18 protein-coding genes are annotated in these 23,635 nt (G+C 62.2%); 8 read left to right on the top strand and 10 right to left on the bottom strand.

Features of this window, described 5'->3' with window-relative positions; genetic code table 11:
• Positions 1-1,209, top strand: coding sequence for a TIGR03032 family protein (locus tag QW881_RS03920; RefSeq protein WP_315756119.1), 1,209 nt, complete (start codon positions 1-3; stop codon positions 1,207-1,209).
• 97 nt (positions 1,210-1,306) lie between these two features.
• On the opposite strand, the gene QW881_RS03915 is transcribed toward QW881_RS03920, so the two are convergent.
• The 3 genes from QW881_RS03915 to QW881_RS03905 form a co-directional block, all read right to left on the bottom strand.
• Positions 1,307-2,086, bottom strand: a complete 780-nt coding sequence (locus QW881_RS03915) for an enoyl-CoA hydratase/isomerase family protein (protein WP_315756120.1) — start codon at positions 2,084-2,086, stop codon at positions 1,307-1,309.
• A 72-nt stretch (positions 2,087-2,158) separates the two neighbouring features.
• On the bottom strand, positions 2,159-2,896 hold the full coding sequence (locus QW881_RS03910) for an esterase/lipase family protein (protein ID WP_315756371.1): 738 nt from the start codon (positions 2,894-2,896) through the stop codon (positions 2,159-2,161).
• Complete coding sequence (locus QW881_RS03905; RefSeq protein ID WP_315756121.1) at positions 2,896-6,321, bottom strand: acyl-[ACP]--phospholipid O-acyltransferase; 3,426 nt, start codon at positions 6,319-6,321, stop codon at positions 2,896-2,898. Before QW881_RS03905 ends, QW881_RS03910 begins: the two co-directional genes overlap by 1 nt.
• 292 nt (positions 6,322-6,613) lie before the next feature.
• On the opposite strand from QW881_RS03905, the gene QW881_RS03900 reads away from it, so the two are divergent.
• The gene (locus QW881_RS03900; protein ID WP_315756122.1) at positions 6,614-7,090 is read left to right on the top strand and encodes a hypothetical protein; all 477 of its coding nucleotides are present in this window, start codon (positions 6,614-6,616) and stop codon (positions 7,088-7,090) included.
• Here QW881_RS03900 and QW881_RS03895 read toward each other — a convergent pair.
• Complete coding sequence (locus tag QW881_RS03895; protein ID WP_315756123.1) at positions 7,051-9,138, bottom strand: molybdopterin oxidoreductase family protein; 2,088 nt, start codon at positions 9,136-9,138, stop codon at positions 7,051-7,053. The genes QW881_RS03900 and QW881_RS03895 overlap by 40 nt on opposite strands.
• A 377-nt stretch (positions 9,139-9,515) precedes the next feature.
• Between QW881_RS03895 and QW881_RS03890 the strand changes: the two genes are divergently transcribed.
• Together QW881_RS03890 and QW881_RS03885 are read left to right on the top strand one after the other, a co-directional pair.
• Positions 9,516-10,202, top strand: a complete 687-nt coding sequence (locus QW881_RS03890; RefSeq protein ID WP_315756124.1) for a GntR family transcriptional regulator — start codon at positions 9,516-9,518, stop codon at positions 10,200-10,202.
• 55 nt (positions 10,203-10,257) lie between these two features.
• A complete protein-coding gene (locus QW881_RS03885) occupies positions 10,258-11,256 on the top strand; it encodes a TRAP transporter substrate-binding protein (RefSeq protein ID WP_315756125.1) in 999 nt (332 codons plus the stop codon).
• Positions 11,257-11,622: 366 nt separating this feature from the next.
• Here QW881_RS03885 and QW881_RS03880 read toward each other — a convergent pair whose 3' ends face one another.
• Positions 11,623-12,354: a Crp/Fnr family transcriptional regulator gene (locus QW881_RS03880; RefSeq protein WP_315739031.1), complete on the bottom strand. Its 732-nt coding sequence runs from the start codon at positions 12,352-12,354 to the stop codon at positions 11,623-11,625.
• A 571-nt stretch (positions 12,355-12,925) separates the two neighbouring features.
• Positions 12,926-13,639 (bottom strand): helix-turn-helix domain-containing protein, encoded by a 714-nt coding sequence (locus tag QW881_RS03875; protein WP_315756126.1) that lies wholly within the window; start codon positions 13,637-13,639, stop codon positions 12,926-12,928.
• A 141-nt stretch (positions 13,640-13,780) separates the two neighbouring features.
• Between QW881_RS03875 and QW881_RS03870 the strand changes: the two genes are divergently transcribed.
• Complete coding sequence (locus QW881_RS03870; protein WP_315756127.1) at positions 13,781-14,098, top strand: cytochrome c; 318 nt, start codon at positions 13,781-13,783, stop codon at positions 14,096-14,098.
• A gap of 10 nt (positions 14,099-14,108) precedes the next feature.
• Here the strand turns inward: QW881_RS03870 and QW881_RS03865 are convergent, their stop codons facing one another.
• Genes QW881_RS03865 through QW881_RS03855 form a run of 3 tightly spaced genes read right to left on the bottom strand, consistent with a single transcriptional unit; the run spans position 14,109 to position 17,131 of the window.
• A complete protein-coding gene (locus QW881_RS03865) occupies positions 14,109-15,209 on the bottom strand; it encodes an ABC-type transport auxiliary lipoprotein family protein (RefSeq protein WP_315756128.1) in 1,101 nt (366 codons plus the stop codon).
• Between the two features lie 3 nt (positions 15,210-15,212).
• Entirely contained in the window at positions 15,213-15,992 is a 780-nt protein-coding gene (locus QW881_RS03860; protein WP_315739035.1) for an ABC transporter ATP-binding protein, read from the bottom strand.
• Between the two features lie 2 nt (positions 15,993-15,994).
• On the bottom strand, positions 15,995-17,131 hold the full coding sequence (locus tag QW881_RS03855; protein WP_315756129.1) for an ABC transporter permease: 1,137 nt from the start codon (positions 17,129-17,131) through the stop codon (positions 15,995-15,997).
• Between the two features lie 431 nt (positions 17,132-17,562).
• On the opposite strand from QW881_RS03855, the gene QW881_RS03850 reads away from it, so the two are divergent.
• Entirely contained in the window at positions 17,563-18,066 is a 504-nt protein-coding gene (locus tag QW881_RS03850; RefSeq protein ID WP_315739039.1) for a phage holin family protein, read from the top strand.
• 43 nt (positions 18,067-18,109) lie between these two features.
• Here the strand turns inward: QW881_RS03850 and QW881_RS03845 are convergent, their stop codons facing one another.
• Complete coding sequence (locus QW881_RS03845) at positions 18,110-20,803, bottom strand: bifunctional acetate--CoA ligase family protein/GNAT family N-acetyltransferase (protein ID WP_315756130.1); 2,694 nt, start codon at positions 20,801-20,803, stop codon at positions 18,110-18,112.
• A gap of 250 nt (positions 20,804-21,053) precedes the next feature.
• Between QW881_RS03845 and QW881_RS03840 the strand changes: the two genes are divergently transcribed.
• Both QW881_RS03840 and QW881_RS03835 read left to right on the top strand, forming a co-directional pair.
• The gene (locus QW881_RS03840; RefSeq protein WP_315756131.1) at positions 21,054-22,043 is read left to right on the top strand and encodes a zinc-dependent alcohol dehydrogenase family protein; all 990 of its coding nucleotides are present in this window, start codon (positions 21,054-21,056) and stop codon (positions 22,041-22,043) included.
• A gap of 22 nt (positions 22,044-22,065) precedes the next feature.
• Positions 22,066-23,610 carry an AAA family ATPase gene (locus QW881_RS03835; protein WP_315756132.1) on the top strand — a complete coding sequence of 515 codons (1,545 nt, stop codon included), beginning with the start codon at positions 22,066-22,068 and terminating at the stop codon, positions 23,608-23,610.
• The last annotated feature ends 25 nt before the right edge of the window (positions 23,611-23,635 follow it).

Below are 23,635 nucleotides of genomic sequence, written 5' to 3'. Positions count from 1 at the left end.
ATGGGCCGTCGTGACGACGTACCGACATTCGAATCAAACGAGATTCTGCCAGCCGATCGAACTTGCGTACGCCTTCCCGCGGAACAGGTTGGCCAGGCCGGCAGTGAGGCGGTTCGGTATTCCATGTCACCCGGACTACCTGACTTTCTTGGTTTTCAGCGCATCGCCATCGCGGGTTCGTCCTATCAATCCGGCAAATTCTATTTCCTCGGTCAGAATGCCGACGGCGGGCTCTTGGTCCACGAGCGCCTCTTTCACAAGGCCATGGGAATCTGCGTCGTGGACAGCGACACGATCCTGCTCGCCACGATGTTCCAGATCTTGAGATTCAGGAACGTACTTGCGCCCGGGCAGCGGATCAACGATCTGCACGATGCCTGTTATGTCCCGCGCCAGATCTTCACCACTGGCGAGCTCGATGTTCATGACGTGGGGATGCTGAGCGACGGCCGCATCGTCTTCGTCAACACGCTTTACAATTGTCTTGCCTCTACATCGGAACGGCACAGCTTCACGCCGCTGTGGAAGCCTTCCTTCATTTCGAAGATCGTCAAGGAGGACCGATGTCATCTGAACGGACTTGCCATCGAAGACGGCGCCCCGCGCTACGTTACGGCGATCAGCAGATCGGACACCGTCGACGGCTGGCGCGACCGTCGTTCCGATGGCGGCATCGTCATCGACGTGCATTCCAATGAGATAGTGATCGATGGTCTCTCGATGCCTCATTCCCCCCGGCTCTATCGCGGGAGATTGTGGGTGCTCAACTCGGGCACGGGGGAGATCGGATGGATCGAGCGTTCAGCAGCCGGCGCGACGTTCCACGTTCTGGCATTCTGTCCCGGCTTCGTGCGCGGGCTCGCGTTTTTCGGCAACTATGCCTTCGTTGGCTTGTCGAAACCTCGCTATGAGCGTTTCGAGGGTCTCGCACTGGATCGCAGGTTAGCCGAAACAGATTCCGAACCGTGGTGCGGAATCCAATTGATCAATCTCGACACCGGTGCCTGCGAAAACTGGTTTCGGATTGATGGGGCGGTAGCCGAATTCTACGATCTGGGCGTGGTGCCAGACGTGATACGACCAATGGCGATCGGCTTCGCCAACAACGAGATCCTTGATCTCGTCACCCACGATCCGATGGATCCCGCTCAGAGCGCTTGGCCGGTGCATGAACGAGCGCCGGGAATTGGGTCCCCGAGGCGCGCGTAAAGCTGCGCGCTAACCGAGGAACGAGCGATGCTCCGCCTTGGCGGAGCATGACAGCTGGAACAACAGAGCCGCCGTCAAGCGATCCACCTGCCGCGCGCTACTTCCCGGGCCACACCGGCTTGCGCTTCTCGGCAAACGCCTTCAGCCCTTCCTTGGCGTCCTCGGTCATCGCCAAGAGCGCGATCTGGCTTTCGAGATAGGCGATCGCCTCGTCGAACGACATCGACGCGATGGCGCGCATGGCGTATTTGCCGCGGCGGATGGCGGTCGGCGACTTGTCGACGATACGGCCGATCAGCCACTCGATCTTGGCATCGAGCTCGGTGGCGGGAACGACATGGTTGAGCAACCCCGCAGCCTGTGCAGCCTTGGCGTCGAACGGCTCGCCCGTCAGCGCCCATTCGTTGACGAGACGCGGCGGCGCGATGCTCTGCAAGAGGCTCAGCACCTGCATCGGGAACACGCCGACCTTGACCTCCGGCAGGCCGAAGATGACGTGATCGGCCGCGACCGCCATGTCGGTCATACACAACAGCCCCATGCCACCGGCCATGCAGACGCCGCCGACGCGCGCGATCGCGGGCTTGGTGGCATTCTGCGACAGCCTGAGCAGATCGGCGTAGTCGGCATTGGGGCGGGAGAAATCCATCGCAAAGGCCGCGCCCGAGTTCTGCAGGTCAGCGCCGGCGCAGAACGCCTTGTCCCCCGCGCCGGTCAGCACGATCACGCGCACCTGCGGATCGTCATGCGCCTGGCGATAGCCGCGCGAGATCCCCGCGATGACGTCGCCATTGAGGGCGTTGCGCTTCTCTGGACGATTGATGGTGATCCAGAGGGCCTGGCCGCGCTTGTCGAGAATCACGCTGTCGTCGGTCATCGCCTTGCCCGTTGCTTGATGTTGGATGCGAGATTGTCGCGGGATAGCCGCCGCGGGCAAGGAAAACTTGCGTCAGCTGGCCGCGCGGCGGCCGATCTCGGCGATGACACCGTGCAGCCGCGGACGCGCTGGATCGAACTGTCCGGTGTGCAGGAAGGCGATGGTCTGCCGGAACGACGTCGGATGCACCAGGAGGCCCATATGCGACGCCTTGACCGTTGTGTAGTCCGTCATCCCGGCGAGCTTGCAGCTCTCGACCGAGACGCGGCCGTCATTCGGCCACGGCAGCAGGAACAGGCCGGCGATCGGATCGAGAAAACGGTTGCCGGCGATCACGCCGATCTCGTAATCGGCGGGCGGCAGAGAGGCGAGCGTGACGTCTTTCGTCGTCACCAGCTGCAGGCCGGCTGGGCCGAAATAGGCGCGATAGAGCCCGACGTTCTGCAGCCGGTCGGCGAGCTCGCTGCCGCCATTGGGCGTTCCCAGCATGACGACACGGCCGAGCCGTGCCGGACGATGCTTCGCGATCGCGACCCGTGCCAGCAGCCCGCCCATCGAATGGGTGACGAAGTGGATCGGCCCGCCGATCCCCGCGGCAAAATCGGCGATGGCCGGGCGGATGTCTTCGGCAAGAAACTCGAGCGGCTTCTTGCGGCTTTCATAGTCGAGGTTCAACGTCGCAAAACCAGCTCGCTGCAGCCGCTTTTCCAGCGGACGCAGCATCAATGATCGGCCGGCGATACCATGCAGCAGGACGACCCCCGCGTCGCGGGGGCCACTGTGCTGAGAACGCCGGCGCAGCGATGCAATCACGCGACTTCCCGCTCTTCCGGCTCACGCTCGACCGTGGCTGTTGCCGCACTCGCCTCGGCCAGCGCCTTGGCGCCGACATAGTCGGTCTTGCCGGAACCGAGCAGCGGGATCTTGTCGACTACCATCACGACGGCCGGCACCGCCAGCTCCGGCACACCTTGCGCCTTGGCCTGGCGCTGCATCGCGGAGCGCTCGGCATCCTTCTGCGTCGTGATCAGCACGATGCGCTCGCCCTTGCGCTGGTCCGGGATCGACACCGCGACCGAGCCCGCCTGCGGCCACAACATCGCGGCGATCTGCTCGACCACCGTCAGCGACACCATCTCGCCGGCGATCTTGGCAAAGCGCTTGGCGCGGCCCTTGATCGTGATGAAGCCCTGCGCGTCGATGGTGACGATGTCGCCGGTGTCGTGCCACCCCTCCGGCAGTGCCTCGAGCACGCCGGGATTTTCGGCCCTGACATAGCCGAGCATGACGTTGGGGCCGCGGACCGAGAGGCGTCCGCCCTCCTCGATGCCCGGCACCTTGTCGAGCCGGTACTCCATCAGCGGCGACAGGCGGCCGACGGTGCCGACACGGTTGGCCATCGGCGTGTTCATCGCCAGCACCGGCGCGGTCTCCGTGACGCCATAGCCTTCGAGAACGCGGATGCCATAACGCTCCATGTAGATCTGCCGTGTCCGGTCCTTGACCGGCTCGGCGCCGGCGATGACCAGCCGCAGGGTGCGGAAATCATACGCATGGGCGGAGCGCGCGTAACCAGTCAGGAAGGTGTCGGTGCCGAACAGGATGGTGGCACCGGTCTGGTAGATCAGTTCGGGCACGATCCGGTAGTGCAGCGGCGACGGGTACATATAGATGGGGATGCCCGCCAACATGGGCATCATCATGCCGCCGGTGAGGCCGAAGGAGTGGAACACCGGCAAAACATTGAACACAAGATCGTTAGCGTTGGCGTCGACCCTCGCCAATGCCTGCGCGGCATTCGCCAGAATGTTGCGATGGGACAGGACAACGCCCTTCGGCGTGCCTTCCGAGCCGGACGTGAAAAGAAGCACGGCCGGGTGGTCGGCATTGCGAGCGACGCGCGGCTTGGTGCCGTCGATCATCCCCTTGATCTTGTCGGCCAGGCTGATGGAGGCCTTGACGTCCTCGAGATAGACCAGACGGGCTTGTCCTTCGATCGCGGCGATCAGCTTGTCGAGCTTGCCCTTCTCGATGAAGGCCCGCGACGTCAGAACGGTCGTCACCTGCGCCGCCTTCATCGCCGCCAGCACGTTCACCGGGCCGGCGGAGAAATTCAGCATTGCCGGCACGCGGCCGATCGACTGCAGTGCCATGAAGACCACGGCGACGCCGGCGGAGTTCGGCAGCAACAGGCCGATGTTCTCGCCCACCATCGTCCCCTGCTCGAGCTTACGGCTGAGCACCTGCGAGCCAAGCAGCAGCTTGCGATAGGTCAGCTTGGTGCCGAGTGGATCCTCGATCATCACCTTGCCGGTGTCGTGGTCGCGATGGGCATGGGCGAGCGCCTCGAACAGTGTCCGATCCAGCATGGCGTTCTTGACCATGGCTTCGATCATCACGTCCTGCAGCGCAGCGCCAGCCGCGTTGCGGCGGGTCTTGCCCTTGAGAGCTGCATCGATGGTGAGCTTCACCGGCGGCAGGATCGTCACCGTCACCTTGGGAAACCACGAGCGCTTGATCTGGCCATCCTTGAGATAGCTGAGATGCGAGCGCTGCGCGCCCTCGATGCGGACGGGCACCACGACGGCATCGGCCTTGTCGGCGATCATCGCGGTGCCGTCATAGACCTTCATCAGCGATCCGGACACCGTGATGCGGCCCTCCGGGAAGATCACCACCGGTTCCTGGCTGGCGACCAGCTTGATCAGATCGCGCGCACCGAGCGGCTTGGTCGGGTCGATCGTGATGTGGCTCACCAGTTTCAGGAAGACCTTCGCCCACCAGGCCTTGGAGATCCCGGTGTCGACGGCAAAGGTGGCATCGATCGGCAGCACCGCGTGGAGCAGCGGACCGTCGATCAGGCTGACATGGTTCGGCGCGATCAGCATGCGGGTGCCGGCCGGCGGCAGGTTCTCCAGCCCACGCACCTCAGTGCGGAACAGCGCGCGGAACAGCATCGCGCCGAAGTCGCGCACGCCCTCCCTGCCCCATTTGGTGAGCACGAACCAGACGGCGCCGAAGCTCGCCAAGGCCAGACCGAAGAAGATCCAGGCGATCGAGACGCCTGCAGCCTGCAGGCCAGCCACGCCCAGCGAGCCGACCACCATGAAAGCGGCCTGCAGCACGTTGCCGGCGGCGATGACCCGGGCGCGCTCGGTCGGCTCCGACCACGCCTGCACAGCGGCGAACGCAGGAACCACGAAGAGGCCGCCGCCGAAGGCGAACAAGGCGAAATCGAACAGCATGCGCGAGCCTGACCAGGAGCCGATGAATCCCAGCGGCGTGATTCCCTTCGCGATCTCCGTCGTGCCGATCGCCCAGGACAAGTCGAGGCCGAGCACGCCCATGATGATGGCGCCGATCGGCACCAGCGCGAGGTTCGGCCTGACGTGGCTAAGATGCGCGGCGAACAGCGAGCCGATCGCGATGCCGACCGCAAAGATGGCGAGACACAGGGTGACGACGCCCTCGGTACCGCCGACGACGTCCTTGACCAGGGCCGGCAGCAGCGACAGCACGACGGCACCCACCAGCCAGAACCAGGACACGATCACCATGCCGTCCCACAGTCGGGGCGCGGCATGTAACGACTTCAGAAGGTGCAAGGTCGAGGTCCAGGGGTTGGCTGTGATCCGCAGATCCGGCGCGGACGGCACCGTGTGCGGGATGCGCGAGGCGGAGGCCCAGGAGATGACGGCAAGGCCGATCACCGCGAGAGCGACCCAGCCCATGTGCGAGGAGCCGGAGACAAGCTGGCCGCCGGCGATGGTGCCAATCAGGATGGCCATGAAGGTCGCACCTTCCACTAGCGCATTGCCGGTGGCGAGCTCGCCGACCGTCAGCTGGTCCGGCAGCATGGCGTATTTCACCGGGCCGAACAGCGCGGCGATGACACCGAACATGCCGAGGGCGACGAACAGCAGCGGGATCGAATGCATGAAGAAACCCAGCGCCGCGAAGCCGGCAGCGAATATCTCGGCGAACTTCAGCCTGCGCGCGACGATGCCCTTGACGTACCTGTCGGCCAACTCGCCGCCGAGTCCCGAAAGAATGAAGAATGGGAAGATGAACACCGCACCGGCCACGGTCACCAGCGCATCGCCATGCACGGCCATGGCGCCATAGAGCAGCATGATGACGAGCGCATTCTTCAGGACGTTGTCGTTCAGCGCCGAGGAGAATTGCGCCCAGAACAGCGGGGCAAAACGGCGCGACGACATCAACTGCTTGATCATGGTCGTTTCCTGGTGTGCTGCGGCGGCTCGGCCGCAAGGATGGCAAGAGTCTTGAAGGTTGGTGATGAAATGAGGTGGTGCCGGTGATGCACCCTGTTAGACGCGGTCATGCGGTCTGCCGTTCTGTTGTCGGCCGCCGACCAGCACGAAGAGTAGCCCGAAGGTCGTGTGCAAAAGGCTTATCCAGACCGAGGGCAGCTGGACGGAGGTTATGGGACGCGAGGGCATGGTGACCGCTTCCTTGCGTATGAGCCGGGGATTTGAGCCGTGATCAACTCAGCTCACTCAGGTAGTGGAAGCAGCCGAACAGGCCACCGCGGCGAGGCCGGCGTCCCTCGCGAGCAGCTGCGCGAAAAAGCCGGTCTCCGGGCACCCGCCTTGCGCGCCGCGCGGCCAGCAGGCCGGCAACGTCACAGGCGTTGGCGATGCGCTCAACGCGTGCCGCCACAAGGTGAGACGCAGCCCGAGCCAAACCGTTCAGCAACGGCTGGAGATCGACGACGGGAAAAAGCTGCGGACCGCGAAAGCTGAGAACCTGCATGGGATTACTCCTTCAATTTTGAGCAACGCTCACAATTCATATCTCAAAAATGAGCGCCGCTCAAGAAAATTCGATAAGGCGGAGCGATTGGGTAAACGAAGTCTTCCCGGCCGCGGCCAGTACACCAAGGCAGGGCATCAAGCCATTGATTATAAAAAAATATTTCCGATGACCCGCCTAGGTCGGCGTCACCCGGCCGATTTGCGCAGCCAGACCTTGTTGTCGTGAAAGGCCGCGCCCCCGATCGGCGCGACGGTGTCGGCAGCGGTGAGCACGTTGATGCCCCGCCCCCCGACATGGGCGCGATTGGGATGGATGGATTCGGCGATCAGCACCCCGCGCCGGACTCCGTCGAACAGCCGGGCCGCAAGCGAGGTCTGGCCACGCTCGTTGCCGAGCGTGACGATATCGCCGTCGACAATGCCGAGCGGGGCTGCATCGAGCGGATGGATCATGACGGAGGGTCCCCCTTCCCGCGCCTGCGACGATGGCGTCTCGTTGAAGGAGGTGTTGAGGAACGAGCGCGCGGGGCTGGTCGCAAGCCGAAACGGATGCTGCTGATCGACCTCTTCGGTCACCGCCCAATGGTCGGGCAACGACGGCATGCGTTCAGGATTGCCCATGACGCGGCCGAATGGTGGATGCGCCCAGTCGGCCTTGAAGTGAAATTTCCCGTCGCTGTGCGCGAAGCCGTCGAGATAGTGCGAGGTGCGGAAGTCCGGCTGAAGGTCGCGCCAGACATCGGCCTCGAGCCCGGCGATATCGCCATGGCCGCTCTTCTTCAACGTCGCATCGATCAGCTCGCGCGGCGACATCTCGAAGCCCGGATGCACCGCCCGCAGCCGGCGCGCCAGGCCCTGCAGCACCTCATGATTGGACCGGCACTCGCCGGGCGGGTCGATCAGCTTCGGTCCGATCGAAATGTGCTGATGGCCGCCGCCGTAATAGAGATCGTCATGCTCCATGAACATCGTGGCGGGCAGCACGATATCCGCCATCTGCGCCGTCTCGGTCATGAACTGCTCGTGGACCGCGACGAAAAGATCCTCGCGCGCAAATCCGTTGCGAACCAGCTCCTGCTCGGGCGCCACCGTCATCGGATTGGTGTTCTGGATCAGCATCGCCTTGACCGGCGGACCGCCGCACAACGCTGCTCGATCCCCGGTGAGGATACGCCCGATCTGCGACTGATCGAGAAAGCGGGTGGAATGATCGACAGCATCATGGCCCTCGATGATCGCTTCATCGAAATGCCACAGCGCCGCGTTGTTGAAGAAGGCTCCGCCTCCCTCATACTGCCAGGCGCCGGTCACCGCGGGAATGCACGATGCCGCATGCATCTGCGCCGCGCCGTTCCTGCTGCGGGTGAAACCATAACCCAGTCGGAAGAAGGTCCGCTTCGTCTCTCCGACCAGACGGGCGAACGCCTCGATTTCGGCCACGGGAACGCCAGAGATTTGCGATGCCCATTGCGGCGTCCGGGTCTCCAGATGCGCTTCGAGTTCGGCAGGACAATCCGTGTACTTCTCCATATAGGCGCGGTCGGCATAGCCATCGCGAAACAGCACGTGCATCACGCCGCAGGCAAATGCGCCGTCGGTCCCAGGTCGCAGGATGACCTTGATGTCGGCCTGCTTCATGGTCTCATTGTCGTAGACATCGATCGCCGCGATCTTGGCGCCTCGTTCCTTCCGGGCGCGCGCCGCATGAGTCATGACATTGACCTGCGTGTTCACCGGGTTCGTGCCCCAGATCACGACCAGATCCGAGAGCGCCATCTCCCGCGGATCGACGCCGGCAATCTTCCCGGTGCCGATGGCAAAGCCGATGCGCGCGACATTGGCGCAGATCGTCGAGTAGAACCGCGAGTACTTCTTCACATGGGTGAGACGGTTGAGGCCATCGCGCATCACGAGACCCATCGTGCCCGCGTAATAATACGGCCAGACCGACTGAGCGCCAAAGTCGCGCTCCACCTGGAGAAACCGCTCGGCGATCACGTCCAACGCCTCGTCCCAGGAGATGCGTGCAAATTGCCCTGAGCCTTTCGGGCCGACGCGACGCATCGGATGCATCAGCCTCTCAGGATGATGAATCCGCTCGGCATATCTCGCGACCTTGGCGCAAACCACGCCAGCCGTATAGGTCTGCCGTTTCGAGCCGCGAACGCGGCCGATCGTCTTTCGATCGAGCACCTCGACGTCGAGCGCGCAGGCCGACGGACAATCGTGCGGGCAGGTGGAATGGCGGATGTCGACCCGAGTCTGCTGGTTCATGCCCGATTCGTAGCACCAAAGAATGCGTCCGCCGAGAGCATTCGCGAGGCATTCGCATGAACAAGATTCGTGCGTGTCTGCTCCACCGCAAACGTTGGGCCTGTTTCTGGACGCGGCAAGTCACCATCGACAACGACCGATCCGCCCCCAGGGGCAAGGTGAAGACTGCATCAAAAGACGATAGGCTTCTGTTGCGCGCTCGGGGTCGCTCTCCTGCGAACGATCTACGTCGCAGCGCACCATGCCCAGCCCTCAGCTGACCGGCAATTTCGATTGCAAAGCCAGCTTCATATATTAATATATCAGTTGAGGAAACGCACATGTCCAGTCGAGCCCCGAGGAAAATGGCCCCAGCGCCACGGCCTGTGGTTGCCCGCATGCGCCGCAATGGTCGGCCCCGCGGCGCGACAGCAGCGTCACGCATCTACACCGATCTCAGGTCCGAACTGGTGTCGCTCGTGCGCCTGCCGGGGGAGCCGATCTCGGAAGCGCAGATTGCGACGACCTATGGTGTCAGCAGGACACCGGTCCGCGAGGCCATTCTGAAACTTTCGGATGAAGGGTTGGTCGAGATCTTTCCGCAGTCCGGCATCTTCGTCTCGCGCATTCCGGTCGCAGCACTCCCCGAGACCATCATCATCCGAAAGTCTCTAGAAGAGACCACCGCTCGGATGGCCGCCGAGCATGCGACATCGAGCCAGTTGCTCAACCTGCATGCGACCCTCGAACGTCAGCGCGAGGCGTGCGCAGCAAAGGATCGCGAAGCCTTCCACCAGGCGGACGAGATGTTTCACGCTGGCATCGCCGAGGTCGCGGGCTATCCCGGGATCTGGAAACTGATCGTTCAGGTCAAGGTTCACGTCGACCGCTATCGTCGACTGACCCTGCCGCAGATCGGACGGATGGCCGAAGTGATCGCAGAGCACGAACCAATCCTTCAGGCCATCGAGCGGCGCGATCCGGATCGTGCCCGGGCTGCCATGGCGAGTCATCTGGAACGCCTGCTCGACGACATCTCTGAAATTCAGACCAAGAATCCAGAGTATTTCGATCAACCAAGCTAACGAGATGATCGCATCGAACCTTGCGGCGACACGATCATTCCGTCGGAGAGACGCCATGAAAAGACGCGATTTCATCAGACTGAGCGTGGGCTTTGCGGGCGTTGCAACGCTGCCGCCGAGCTCGGCCGCCCTTGGGCAATCGAAGGCGGTGTTCAAGGCATCCGACGTTCAGCCGCCGGGTTATCCGACGGTTGCAGCAACAGAAAACATCGGCAAAAAGCTTGCAGCGGCAACCAACGGCAGGCTGTCGATCCAGATGTATCCCTCCGCTCAGCTCGGCGGCGAGAAAGAGACCATCGAGCAGACCCAGATCGGGGCGATCCAGATGCTGCGGGTCAGCGCCGGCGCGCTCGGCCCGATCGTCGACGACGTCAACGTCGTCAACATGCCCTTCCTGTTCAAGAGCATCGAACATTCTGAAAAGATGATGGACGGTCCGATCGGTCAGGACCTTCTGGACCGCGTCAGCGCCAATGCCAGCGCAAATCTCGTCGCACTCTGCTGGATGAATTCGGGCGCGCGCAGCATCTACAACACCAAGAAGCCCATCAGGACGGTCGAGGACGTCAAGGGGCTGAAGATCCGTGTGATCGGCAATCCCATCTTCATCGACATGATGAACGCGCTTGGCGGCAACGGCGTCGCGATGGGCTACGATCAGGTCTTCAGCGCGCTGCAGACCGGCGTGATCGACGGGGCCGAAAACAATCCGCCGAGCTACGTCTTCAGCAATCATTACACGGCCGCGAAGTACTATTCGCTCACCCAGCATCTCGTCATTCCGGAAATCCTCGTGTTCTCGAAGCGGTCCTGGGCAAACCTGTCGACCGACGACCAGACCTTGATCAAGAAGTTCGCGCGCGAAGCGCAGATGGAGGAGCGCGAACTCTGGAAGGCCTACGAGCGGGAAGCGATCGAGAGGGCCAAGGCCGGTGGCTCCGAGATCGTCGAAATCGCCAACAAGGCGCCGTTCCAGAAGGCCGTGAAGCCGGTCTGGGACAAATACGGTCCGAAGTACCAAGAAATGATCAAGCGCATTCAGGACATCGCATAGACCGCACGCTCGGTTCGGATGATCAAGAGGCTTACGATGGCCGAACTCTATCGCCGGGCGATGGATGCACTGTATCCCGCTTGCGTCATCGTGGGCGTAACGGCGCTCTTGCTGATCTCAGCCGTCATTCCTTGGGCGGTCTTCACCCGCTACGTCCTGAACAGCGCGGCTTCCAGGCCCGAACCGATGGCCGTCCTGTTGTGCTGGTGCCACCAAGCCATAACGCCGTCCTTCACGCGCTCGCGAGCGGCGGGACGATCTCGATCAGCGCACTGTTCATGTCCGCCCCCCGGAAAATCCAGCTCGCCGCCGGCGGGCTGCGGCCATCACCGGCGCAGCAGGATGTCGGAAAATGCCTCGCCGCCCCTACTCGTCTTCGTCTTGACCGGCCTCCGCCAATCCGCGTAACGGCTCGGGATTCAGAAGCACGATCGCCCCGTGCTCGAGGCGGACCCAGTCCCGCGCGGCCCATGCACGCAACTGCTTGTTGATGCTCTCCCGCGTCATGCCGACCATTTCGCTGATCTCCTGCTGAGTGATGGCGATGGTGCGGCTTGCGGTATCCAGCTTGCGCTTGTCGGTCAGGCCGAGCAGCGCACTGGCAAGGCGGCGGGGGAGATCCTGAAGGATGACCTGCTCAACCTGGTCGCTGGTCCAGCGCAGCCGATCGCAAAGCAGCTCGATGAATTTCATTGCCAGCACCGGCTGGCTCTTCACGAACGGCAGGAATTCGCGCCGATCGATGACCAGGATCTCGCAGTTCGTATTGGCCGTTGCGTCGGCTGTGCGTTCTCGGCCGTCGAGCACGGCGACTTCGCCGAATATCTCACCCGCGCTGATCAGGTTCAGGATGGCATTGCGGCCGTCGGGCGACGAGACACTGATTTTGACGGTGCCACTGATCACGGCATACAAGCTCGAGCCAGGATCGCCTTTTGAGAAGATGGTTGAACCGCGCTTGAGCGATGTCGGCTTGGCGTAGCGGCAGAGCTGATCGACCGCATCGGCCTCGAGTTCACGAAAAATCGGATGCTGACGCAGCACCGACAGTTTGCCGTTGTTGGTAGGTCGGACGCTCGCCCGCTTTTCCTCAGTCACACCGCATCTCCCAGGCGTCCGAATACCGCCGCCCAAGGGAGCTGTCCAAAGCCGGTGGCCAAGGCCCCCGCGGATGTCAGGGGACTATGGACACGCCTACAGCCACCAGCAAAGACGATCCCTCGGACTTGCGACCACCGATCCTCGATTTCATTGCACTTCGGAATACGGCAGATCGGCGGATTGTCCAGGAAAATGCGGCGAACGCTCAAGGCGAAGCCATCTGCCAATCGACGCCGGAGGCGTTTCGCCCCCGAGAGGCGGGCCCGGCATACATTGTGCAGCGCGTGAGAGTCGTCTAGCCGCCCGTCGGACCAGCAGCGCTACTCTTCTGAGCGCAAGATGCCGCTGCCCAAGGGCAGCCTGTACCTCACACCCGATGTCTTGTCTGTGAATCGGCCCAAAGCAGGACCGCAGCGAACCCGACAAAAACCCCCACAACTGCAAAGCTGACCATCATAGCGTCGAGCGGCATGTCTCTCTCCCCTGTTCGAGTTTGAGACACAGTTCCCTATCGGCTGCGCGGCAGTCCTTGATCCAGATCAATGCAATGCGGGTTTCGCCAGCGACGTCAGGCAGCAGCCATAGCTTCAGCTCGCGCCGAATCTCGAAGCGAGACGCCCCCGGGCAGGATCGCGATGATGCCCTCCCGTTCGAGCTTCGTGAACGTTCGACTGACGGTCTCGATGGTGAGCCCGAGATAGTCGGCGATATCCTGCCGACTCATCGGCAACGGTACCATGTTAGAGGGCCCCCGAAGCTCCACCAGCCGGTCCCTCCAGCCAACGAGGAATGTCGCGACCTTCTCCTCGGCTGATCGGCGCCCGAGAAGTACCATGTGATCACGCGCCTGATTCAGCTCCTGCACGGCCAGTTCGTTCATCCGCCGCAGCAGGTTCGGCTTGTCCTCGGCAAAGCGTCCGAACGGTCCCTTTGCGAACTGGCAGACGGTGACGGGACCGATTGCGTCGGCCGAAAATCCATGCCGTTCCTCCGTCGTCATGCCGACGAAGTCGCCAGGCAGCGCAAATCCGACGATCTGCCTGCGTCCGTCGGGGAGAAGCTTGTAGAGCCTCATGACCCCATCCAATAAATTGTAGAAACAGGATGACGTATCTTCTTGCGCGAAAACCGTCTCGCAGGTCGCAAAATGGGCCCGGCGGCTGAGCTGCTCGAATTCACGCATTTCGAACTGGTCGAGCGACGCACAGACACTGAATCCCCGCACGGCACAATCGGCACAGGCCTGCCCATGGAAATCGACTGCAACAAGAGACGTCTTCATACGGGGCTCCGCTGGGCCAAGCGCAAGGATATAGTGATTGCATTCTAACGGACGCTCGAAGTTCCGATTGATTCAAATCAAACGAACCAACAATCCGGGCCCTATCGTGGCCGCCATTGCCAGCGCCAACGGACATTGTGAATGCAGCGGCTTGTTCTGTGCCACCTTCTCGCCGCGATAGCGTTGGTGACACCCTCCTACGCGGCGTCGACGTCGCAGCAACGTGGGCAGGCCTTCGCGAAGGCCCACTGCGCACGATGTCATGCCATCGGTCGAACGGGAGAGAGTCCCTTCGAACCAGCCCCCCCGTTCCGAAACCTGCATCTCCGCTACCCGATCGAATCATTGGGCGAAGCGCTCGCGGAGGGGATCGTGACTGGTCACCCGGCCATGCCCCAATTCCAGCTTGCGCCGCCGCAGATCCACGATCTGCTCTCGTATTTGAAGAGCTTGGAATAGCCCGATCGATTCAGAGCGCCTGTATCGTCCAGGTCAGAATCGACTTGGCAACCCGGCCGAAGGCCTCGTTGAAGGCGGACACGGCACCAGCAGGATCAAGCCGCGCAACGGGCTGGTTTTCGTCAAACAGCCGTGACGCGATGACCTTGCCGTTCTTGTCGACGAGGCGTGCCGACAGACCAATCTCCGCAGCGGCGGTATCGCCATTGATCCGGAAACGGCGGACATCGACCAGCAGCTGAAAATCCGGCTGGCCGAGATCGGATGTCCGCAGCGGAGCGTGGGCCACATCGTAATTCTCGAAGGCATCGATCAGACGTGACTGCAATAACTTGGGGATGCTGTCAGCCCAGAGGAAATCACCGAACCCCGGGTAGTCCTTTGTCGGCGCGAACAACATGCGCTGAGTCTGCAGCATCGCCACGGCCGTGGGCTCAGGAATCGCGAGCTGACCCTTGATGGTCTTGTTGACCGGCCCCAGTTCTCGCGGCGCGCTCAGATCATAGGTGACCTTCTGTGCTGGAGCGCCGCCTCCCGTCATTTTTTCCAGACCCGAGACGATTCCATCGAGCTTGCCGGTATTCCGCGCAAGGCCGTCCGAGAATGTCTTGAGGTTGGCGATCGTGTCTTTGAGCGGCCCGGCATTCTCCGCAAGCACTGCGTCGACGCGCCGCAGGGCGTCCCGGGCGGCCTGCGTCATGCTTTGTCCGGCGCCCGGTTCTGCAATCAGTGTCGATATGGCACTCGCCGCTCCTGCCGACGAGCCGCCCTCCAGCGCGATCACCGGCACTCCTGTCAGCCCCTGGAATTCCAGACCCACCTTGGTGTCGGCGCGCACGGGAGTCGTCGACGCCACGGAAATCGTTGCGTTGACCCGACGCGGATCGTTCGGCGCCAGGCCCAGCTCAGTCACCTCGCCGACCCGAATTCCGTTGAACAGAACGGCAGCCCCGACCAGCAGGCCGGGCACTGAGCCCTCGAACTGCACGTGATAGGTCGTGCGAGGCCCGAGTCCTCCGGTGTTGTTGAGCCAGTAAACGAAGCCAAAGATCGCGACGATGGCCGCCAGCACGAAGCCGCCGATGACAGCGAAAGGCGCACGGGTTTCCATCTTTCAACTCGCTTTTGGTTGCAGCATCTGGGATCGCTTGCCGTGAAAATAGGCTCTGACCCAAGGGTGTTCTGATCGAAGGAGATCGCTCATAGGGCCAATTGCCACGATCTTGCCGTCGGCCAAAGCAGCGACCCGGTCGCAGACCGTGTTCAGACTGGCGAGATCGTGCGTCACCATGAACACCGTCAATCCCAACGTCAGTTGGAGCGTCTTGATCAGGGCGTCGAAATCGCCGGCGGAAATCGGATCGAGGCCGGAGGTCGGCTCGTCAAGAAATACGATCGCCGGATCGAGAGCGAGCGCCCGCGCCAGCGCGGCGCGCTTCGTCATGCCGCCGGATAGTTCGGCTGGGAATTTATCACCGTCCTCTGCGCGAAGGCCGACCATTTCGAGCTTGGCTATCGCGATCTCATCCATCAAGCCCTGCGACATCTGCAGGCTCTCGCGCAGCGGAAATTGAACGTTCTGTTTGACCGTCAGTGACGAGAACAGAGCTCCCTGCTGGAACAGAATTCCCCAACGCCTCGCCGCAGCCTGTGTCGTCCGCTCTTCGGCGCCACCAAGGGGTGTCCCCATGACCTCGATGGTCCCGCTGCGCCGAGGAATGAGGCCGATGATCGTCCGCATCAGGACGGATTTCCCGCCGCCTGACGCGCCAACCAAACCGAGAATCTCACCGCGACGAACGTCGAGCGAAAGATCGTTCAGAACGAGCTGCCGGCCGAACCCGACGACGAGATCGGTCACGCGGATCGCGCTGGACACTCCAAGATCATCCATTGCTACATTCCAATGGACGCAAAAAACACGGCGAACAGACCATCGAGCACGATGACCAGGAAAATGGATTTCACCACGGATGTCGTGGTCTGTTGCCCCAGCGATTCGGCACTACCTTTCACACGAAGTCCTTCACTGCAGGCAACAATGCCGATCACCAAGGCCATGAACGGGGCCTTCAATATTCCCACTTCGAAATGGGTGACCGAGATCGCATCGTGTAGCCGGGCGATGAAGATTGCCGGTCCCATGCCGCCATAGAGCTGGGCCACCAGCCCTCCCCCATATAGGCCAGCCATCGAGCCGATGAAGGCGAGAATTGGCAAGGTCAAGATCAACGCAACGATGCGGGGCAGGATCAGCACCTCGACGGGATCCAGCCCCATCGTCACCAGCGCATCGATCTCCTCGCGCATCTTCATCGATCCAAGTTCCGCCGTGTAGGCGCTTCCCGATCGCCCTGCCACCATGATCGCGACGATCAGAACGCCAAGCTCGCGCAGGACCAGAATTCCCACCATATCGACCACGTAGGATTCGGCACCAAAACGTCGAAAATGGAAAATCCCCTGCTGGGCGATGATGGCGCCGATCAGGAAAGTGATCAACGCCACGATCGGAATAGCCTGCCATCCGATGCGGTACATCTGATAGACGAGGGAGGTCACGCGCAGAGATCGCGGCCGACGTAGCGTCCGCAGCAGAGCAAAGGACAGCGCGGCCAACATGTCCAGGAACACTTTGACGTCCTGGGCTGCCCCCAGACTCGAACGACCGAGGTCCGTGAGTTTGGCGAAGACCGGATTCAGTCTCGGTGCCGGCTCCACCGCTCGTCGATTGACCTGCCGGACCTCCTCGACCAGGCCGATGTAGTTTTCTGCCACCCCCGTCATCTCGACCTGACGACCGCCAGCGGCGGCACGGCGGCTGAGCTTCTCGAGCAACCAGGCACCGACGGTATCAATCTCGCTCACGGCACCGAGATCAAGCTTCACGGCTTTCGCGCTGTTGACCCTGGTGCCGGCAGAGCTGGTCAAACTCTCGAGCTCCGCCACGTTGAGGGACACCCATGATCCGCTCGGACGAAGCTCAAGCACATCCTCCGTCGTCGCGGCCGTCAGTCCCGGATGAGCACGCAATTGGATGTCTCCCTCAGTCGGCGTGCCGAGGCACACCCGTTCCTAAATCCGGCCGATCTGCCTCGCTTGATCTGCGTCAATGCCGTCAGCGCAACGGGTTGAGCGAAATCAAGCATCACGCCGGACTGCGTTCTACAGTGATTTTGGCGCGAGGACAAAACATGGCTATCGACCCGACGACGCTCAGGACCGAGTTGGACAGCCTGACGCGTGAGCTAAGCCAGCTGTTGCGGGGCGCGGGGGCGCCGCGCGACAACCCGGACGCGCAACCAGCCGCCGGAATGCTCGCTGCAGCGATCGAGGCGCTGGGCATGCGTCTAAGTGAGACAGACGTTCAGGTAGAGCGGATGATCAGGGACCGTCCGATCGTGGCGACAGCTTCGGCGTTCGCCCTCGGTCTTGCCGTTGGCCTCCTACTGCGGAGAACTTAAGTGGATACCGAGAATGTCGTTAAACATTTGCGCCTTCTCTGGCGGACGGACCGGGTCATTGCCGACATCAGGCTCCGGCACCTGCTCGTCGGGCTCGGCCTCCGGGCCTTTGCGGCGCTGATTGCCGTCTTTGGCCTCCTGATGTTCGAGCTGGCGGCCTATCTTGCATTGGTCCAGATCACCTCCGCGGTGGTGGCAGCCGCAGCACTCGGAGCCTGCAATGTCGCGATTGCGGCGATCCTGCTGATCATCGCATCCCGTGCACCGTCCGGCAGGGAACTCGAACTAGCCAACGAGATTCACTCCTCGTCCATGGACTCGCTGCAGTTGGAAGCACGAGCTTTGCAAGCCCAGATCTCGAGCGTGGTCAACCATCCGCTCAACAGCCTCATTCCACTGCTCATCGTTCCCATTGCGACGATGATCATCAGAACTCTCCGCTCGCATGGCGGCTCCGAAGGCGAGGCAGCGAGCCCGCCGCCCAACGACCGCCGTGCGACTTGAACCCATCCTGCTGAATCAGGTGAGAGGCAATCGAAGCCTGAGCTCAAAGCCTGAGCTTGACGTTGCAGAGGTCGCGTTCGGTCGGATCGGTTTTGACCTCGAAACCGAGGTTCCTGCACATCTCCAGCATGACGACATTCTCCTGCAGCACGTCGCCGGAAATCATCTTCAGGCCTTCGGCCTTGGCGTATTCGATGATCAGCTGCATCAACGCCCAGCCGAGTCCGCGTCCCTTGAGATCCGACCGCAACAGGATCGCGTACTCCCCGCTCTCGTAAACCGAGTCGGAGTGAATCCTCACGACGCCGACCAGTTCGTTGGTCGCTTCATCGAGAGCCACAAAAGCCATCGCGCGCGCATAGTCGAGCTGCGTCAGGCGCGCGATGAACTCGTGCGTGAACTCCTTCATGGGGGCAAAGAATCGAAGACGCAGGTCTTCCGCGGTGACATGCTTGAGGAACTCATGAATAGTTGGCTCATCCTCGGGTCGGATCGGTCGCGCAAGGATTCGCCAGCCGTCCTTGACCTGGAGATGCCGTTCCCATTGGCTCGGATACGGCCGAACGGCGAAATTCGACGGACCAGAGCCTTTGAATTTCGGCGGAACCCTGCCGATGGCGACGCGCGCATCGACGGCCATGACGCCGCTCTCGTCCGCGAGCAGCGGATTGATATCGAGCTCGCGAATCTCGGGAACGTCTGCTGCAAGCTGCGCAAGCTTGACCAGCACCAGTGCGACTGCATCGGGCTTGACCGCCGGGACATCACGATAGGCGTGCAGCAATCGTGAGACGCGCGTCCGCTCGATGAGATTGCGCGCCAGATGGAGATCGAGCGGAGGCAGACCGAGCGCTTTGTCGTTGATGATCTCGACGGCGGTACCGCCCCTGCCGAACACGATCACGGTTCCGAAGGTTGGATCGTCGGCAATGCCCATGATCAGCTCCCGCGCCTTGGCGCGGACGATCATGGCTTGCACGATCACGCCGGAAATCCGTGCGTCGGGCCGAACGGCCCTCGCGCGGGCCATGATCTCGTTCGCCGCGTTACGCACGGCCTCGGCCGTGGTCAGATTGAGCACGACACCGCCGACGTCGGACTTGTGAATGATGTCTCTCGACAAAATCTTGAGCACGACAGTTGTGCCTTGAGCGAACAACTGCTCCGCATACCCGACCGCCTCGTCGACCGAAGACGCCGCGAACGTCGGCACCATCGCAATATCGTAGGCCTCCAGCAGGCGACTGATCTCGACCGGATCGAGCCAAGTCCTCCCGTCGGCGAGGGCCGTCGCTACAATTTTGCGGGCTGCCTCGACGTCGGGCGCAAAAGAGCTCGGCATGGCCGGCGGGACAGCGGCAAGCGATTCGACCACCTCCCGATGACGAACGAGATGCATGAAGCCACGAACGGCATCATCCTCGGTTGGGTAGTTCGGAATTCCTGCCCCGCTCAAGGTTTCGATGACCGGCTGCTCCGCACCGACCCATGCCGCCAGAACCGGCTTTGCCCAGCGCTGGTGCTGCTTTCGATAGGTACTGACGAACTCGGTGACAGCCGTGGCAATGGCGCTCGCGGATGCAATCGCGGTCTGAACGTTCATGACGAGAACTGCATCGTTGGCTTGATCGGCGAGCAGCGCCCCGAGCGCGAGCGTGTAGCGTGCTGCATCGGCATCGCCGACGATGTCGACCGGGTTGGATCCGGACCAGGTCGGCGGCAGGATGGCATCGAGTTTGTCGTGGACGACCGGCGAAAGTGCGGCAGGCACGCCTCCGAGCTCGACCAGTCGATCCACGGCGAGCACGCCGATCCCGCCGCCATTCGTGAGAATGGCGAGCCTCTTGCCCATGGGCGACTCCACCCGCCCCAGCGTTTCGGCGCAGTCGAACAGCTCGCGCAGATCGGAGACCCGCAGAACGCCGGCCCGGCGAAAAGCCGCATCGTAGACGGCATCCGCTCCCGCCAGCGCGCCCGTATGCGTCGCCGCAGCTCGCGCACCGACGGCACCGCGGCCCGATTTCACGACCACAACCGGCTTGACCCTTGCCGCCGCTCGCGCCGCGGACATGAACTTTCGAGCGTCCTTGACGGCTTCGATGTAGAGCAGGATCGCGCGGGTCCCACCGTCCAACGCGAAATGGTCCAGAAGATCTGCGAGATCGACGTCCAACTGGTCGCCGATCGAGACGATTCCGGAAAACCCAACACCGCGCTGAGCAGCCCAATCTACCATCCCCGCCGCGATAGCGCCGGACTGTGAAATGAGCGCCAGGCTGCCTACAACCGGCATGTGCGCCGAAAAGCTCGCATTGAGCTTGATGGTCGGCATCATGATGCCGAGACAGTTCGGTCCAATGAGACGCATGCCGTATTTCTGCGCTGCCTTCTCGGTCTGGTCGGCAAGCGACCCCTCTCCGTGTCCCAGACCCGAGGTAATGATCAGAGCTCCTGCCGTCCCCAACGCGCCTGCGCGATCGATGAGATCCGGGATCGAAGGGGGTGGCGTCGTGATCACCACCAGTTCCGGCACGAACGCCAGGTCGGCGAGACTGCCAACGGCTGCGATATCGGATATCTCCCGATAGCGAGAATTGACCAGGCCAAGCTTGCCCTCGAACCGCGCCTTGACGATATTGTCGAGAATGGCCTTCCCTACCGAGTTCGGTCGCGGACTCCCTCCGATCAGAGCGATTGAGCGTGGCAAAAGCAGGTTCCGCAATCGGTAGGTCGACATTTGCACGTCCAACATCAGTTGGTGAAAGGCGGGTGAATCCCGAGGATTGATCTTAGTTTCAATCCGCAGCGGGTCTAGCGCGACTTATCATCCCAGCATAGTCACGGAGGTGATACCGCTCCGCTCCCTGACTGCACCTGCCGGCTCTGCTCGGTAGGCCGCAGTATTCGTACCAAGTCCTTGATGAGCATCAAACGATTGCCGGGCTGATTATCTTATTACCCTGCAACTTCGTCCGGGAGGCTCTCCGATGCGAGCGATGGTTCTGCGAAAGCCTGGAGCGCCTCTGCAGCCCGAGACGCTCGCGGACCCCGATCCTGGTCCCGGCGAGATCCGCGTCAAGGTCAGGGCATGCGGCGTGTGTCGCACTGACCTGCATGTGTACGACGGTGAGCTTCCCGACATTCGGTATCCGATCGTCCCCGGACACGAGATCGTCGGTCATGTCGACCAGATTGGTCCTGGTGTGACGACGCACAAGCTCGGCGCGCGCGTCGGAATTCCATGGCTGGGGCATACGTGCGGCCATTGCATGTTCTGCGCACGAGGTATGGAAAATCTCTGCGACCAGCCCACGTTTACCGGCTACACACGCAACGGCGGCTATGCAACCCACGCCGTCGTGGACGCAAATTTCGCATTCCCACTCGACGGTTTGGAGGATGACATTGCCATCGCGCCGTTGCTGTGCGCCGGCCTGATCGGCTGGCGGTCTCTGGTCATGGCAGGGAAAGCCGAGAAGCTTGGCATCTACGGATTCGGCGCGGCCGGTCACATCGTTGCCCAGGTGGCCCGCTGGCAGGGGCGCCAGATCTACGCGTTCACCCGCGAGCACGACCAAGCTGCGCAGGATTTCGCGCGCCAACTTGGCGCCACATGGGCCGGAGCGGCAGGCCAGCGTCCCGATGTTGCTCTGGACGCGGCCATCATCTACGCGCCGGCTGGCGAGCTTGTTCCGGCCGCTCTGCGGGCTGTTCGGAAGGGTGGCCGGGTGGTCTGCGCAGGTATCCATATGAGCGACATTCCGACGTTCCCGTATTCCCTCCTCTGGGGAGAACGCCAGGTGGTGTCCGTCGCCAACCTGACGCGACAAGACGGTCTCGATTTCCTGCGGGTCGCGCAGCAGGCTCAAATACGGACCCATACGACGCCCTATCCGCTGTCCGACGCAAATGACGTTCTGGCCCGCCTGAGGCGGGGTGACGTCGTCGGCGCGGCGGTGCTTATCCCGGACTTTTGAAGTGAACGTGGCAACACCGCCCATGGCATCACCATCCGATCAGGAACTGGTCTTCTCCTTCTTGGGCAATACAACCCGACATCCAGGTGTCCGCCGGATCGACACGCACGCGGCTTCCGTGTTTCTGATCGGTGACCGCGCCCTGAAGATCAAGCGCGCGGTTCGGCTGCCATTTTTGGACTATTCGACGCTCGATCAGCGCAAGGCCGCGTGCGCAAAGGAAATCGAGATCAATCACCCGTTTGCTCCGGACATCTATCTGCGTGTCGTCGCCATCACCAAGGCGCCTGACGGATCATTCGATGTCGATGGATCGGGCACTCCGGTCGAATATGCTGTCGAGATGCGTCGCTTCGATGACAGCCAGACGCTTGATCATCTTTCTCGCCGCCAGCAGTTGGACGTCGGATTGGCCGAGCGTCTGGCAGAGACGATCGCAGCGTCGCATGCAGTCGCCGTTCGGAGCTCCTCCAATGGATGGACGGAGTCCATTCCGATTTGGATCGACGCTTTCGTCACCAGCTTTCGGACAGTCTCGCGATTTGGCGAAACGGAGGTCGAAGAACTCCGCGTCCTTTGCCACTCGGCCTTCGCGCGTCTCCGGCCCCTGCTCGAGCAACGTGCAAATGAGGGGCACGTGAAACGCTGCCATGGCGACCTCCATCTGGCCAACATCGTCCTCATTGACGACAAGCCGGTGCTGTTCGACGCCATCGAGTTCGACGACCGGATCGCCACGATCGACGTCCTCTACGATCTCGCCTTTCCACTGATGGACCTCTTGCACTTCGAGCAGCCGGTCGCCGCCAACCGTCTCTTGAACCGCTACCTCTCGACCGCAGCGCCTGACCAGACCGGCGGATTGGCTGCTCTGCCTCTGTTCACGACGATCCGGGCCGCCATCCGTGCGCAAGTCTTTGTCGCAAGGCGCGACCGCGGTGATGCCGAACACTCGGACGCAGATCGCTCCGCAACGATCGAGACCGCAGAGAGCTACTTTCAACTTGCACGCAGCCTGATCCGGCCGGCAGAGCCGAGGATGATCGCGGTCGGAGGCCTGTCGGGAACGGGAAAATCTGCGCTCGCCCGGGCTCTCGCTCCTCTCTTGGTGCCTCCACCAGGAGCAATCGTGTTGCGCAGCGACGTGCTGCGCAAGCAACTGTCTGGCGTGAAGGAAACCGAACGCCTCCCAGCTGCGGCCTATACGCCGGAATCGAGTGCTCGGGTCTATCGAGAGTTGACGACGCAGGCCGGCCGCGTGCTCTCACAAGGTTTCACGGTGATCGTCGACGCCGTGTTTGCACGTCCGGATGAACGACAGGAGATCCATGATCTCGCGAAACGACTGAAGGTGCCCTTTGCCGGCCTCTTCCTTGTCGCAGATTTGCGCAGCCGGCAGGAGCGGATTCACCATCGAGTCGCCGATGCGTCCGATGCAACGATCGGAGTTACCGAGGATCAGGAACGCTACGACATCGGCGCTCTGGATTGGCTCCAGGTGGATGCGTCAGGCACCGCTGAGACGACATTGGAGCGAAGCCTTTCATTGCTCCGGATCAGCGCCTGAGTCCGGTGGGATGGCCCCCTGGCCG

The organism is Bradyrhizobium sp. SZCCHNS3016 (assembly GCF_032484535.1).
Taxonomy (GTDB): Bacteria; Pseudomonadota; Alphaproteobacteria; order Rhizobiales; family Xanthobacteraceae; genus Bradyrhizobium.
This window is presented reverse-complemented; position numbering and strand designations above follow the sequence as displayed.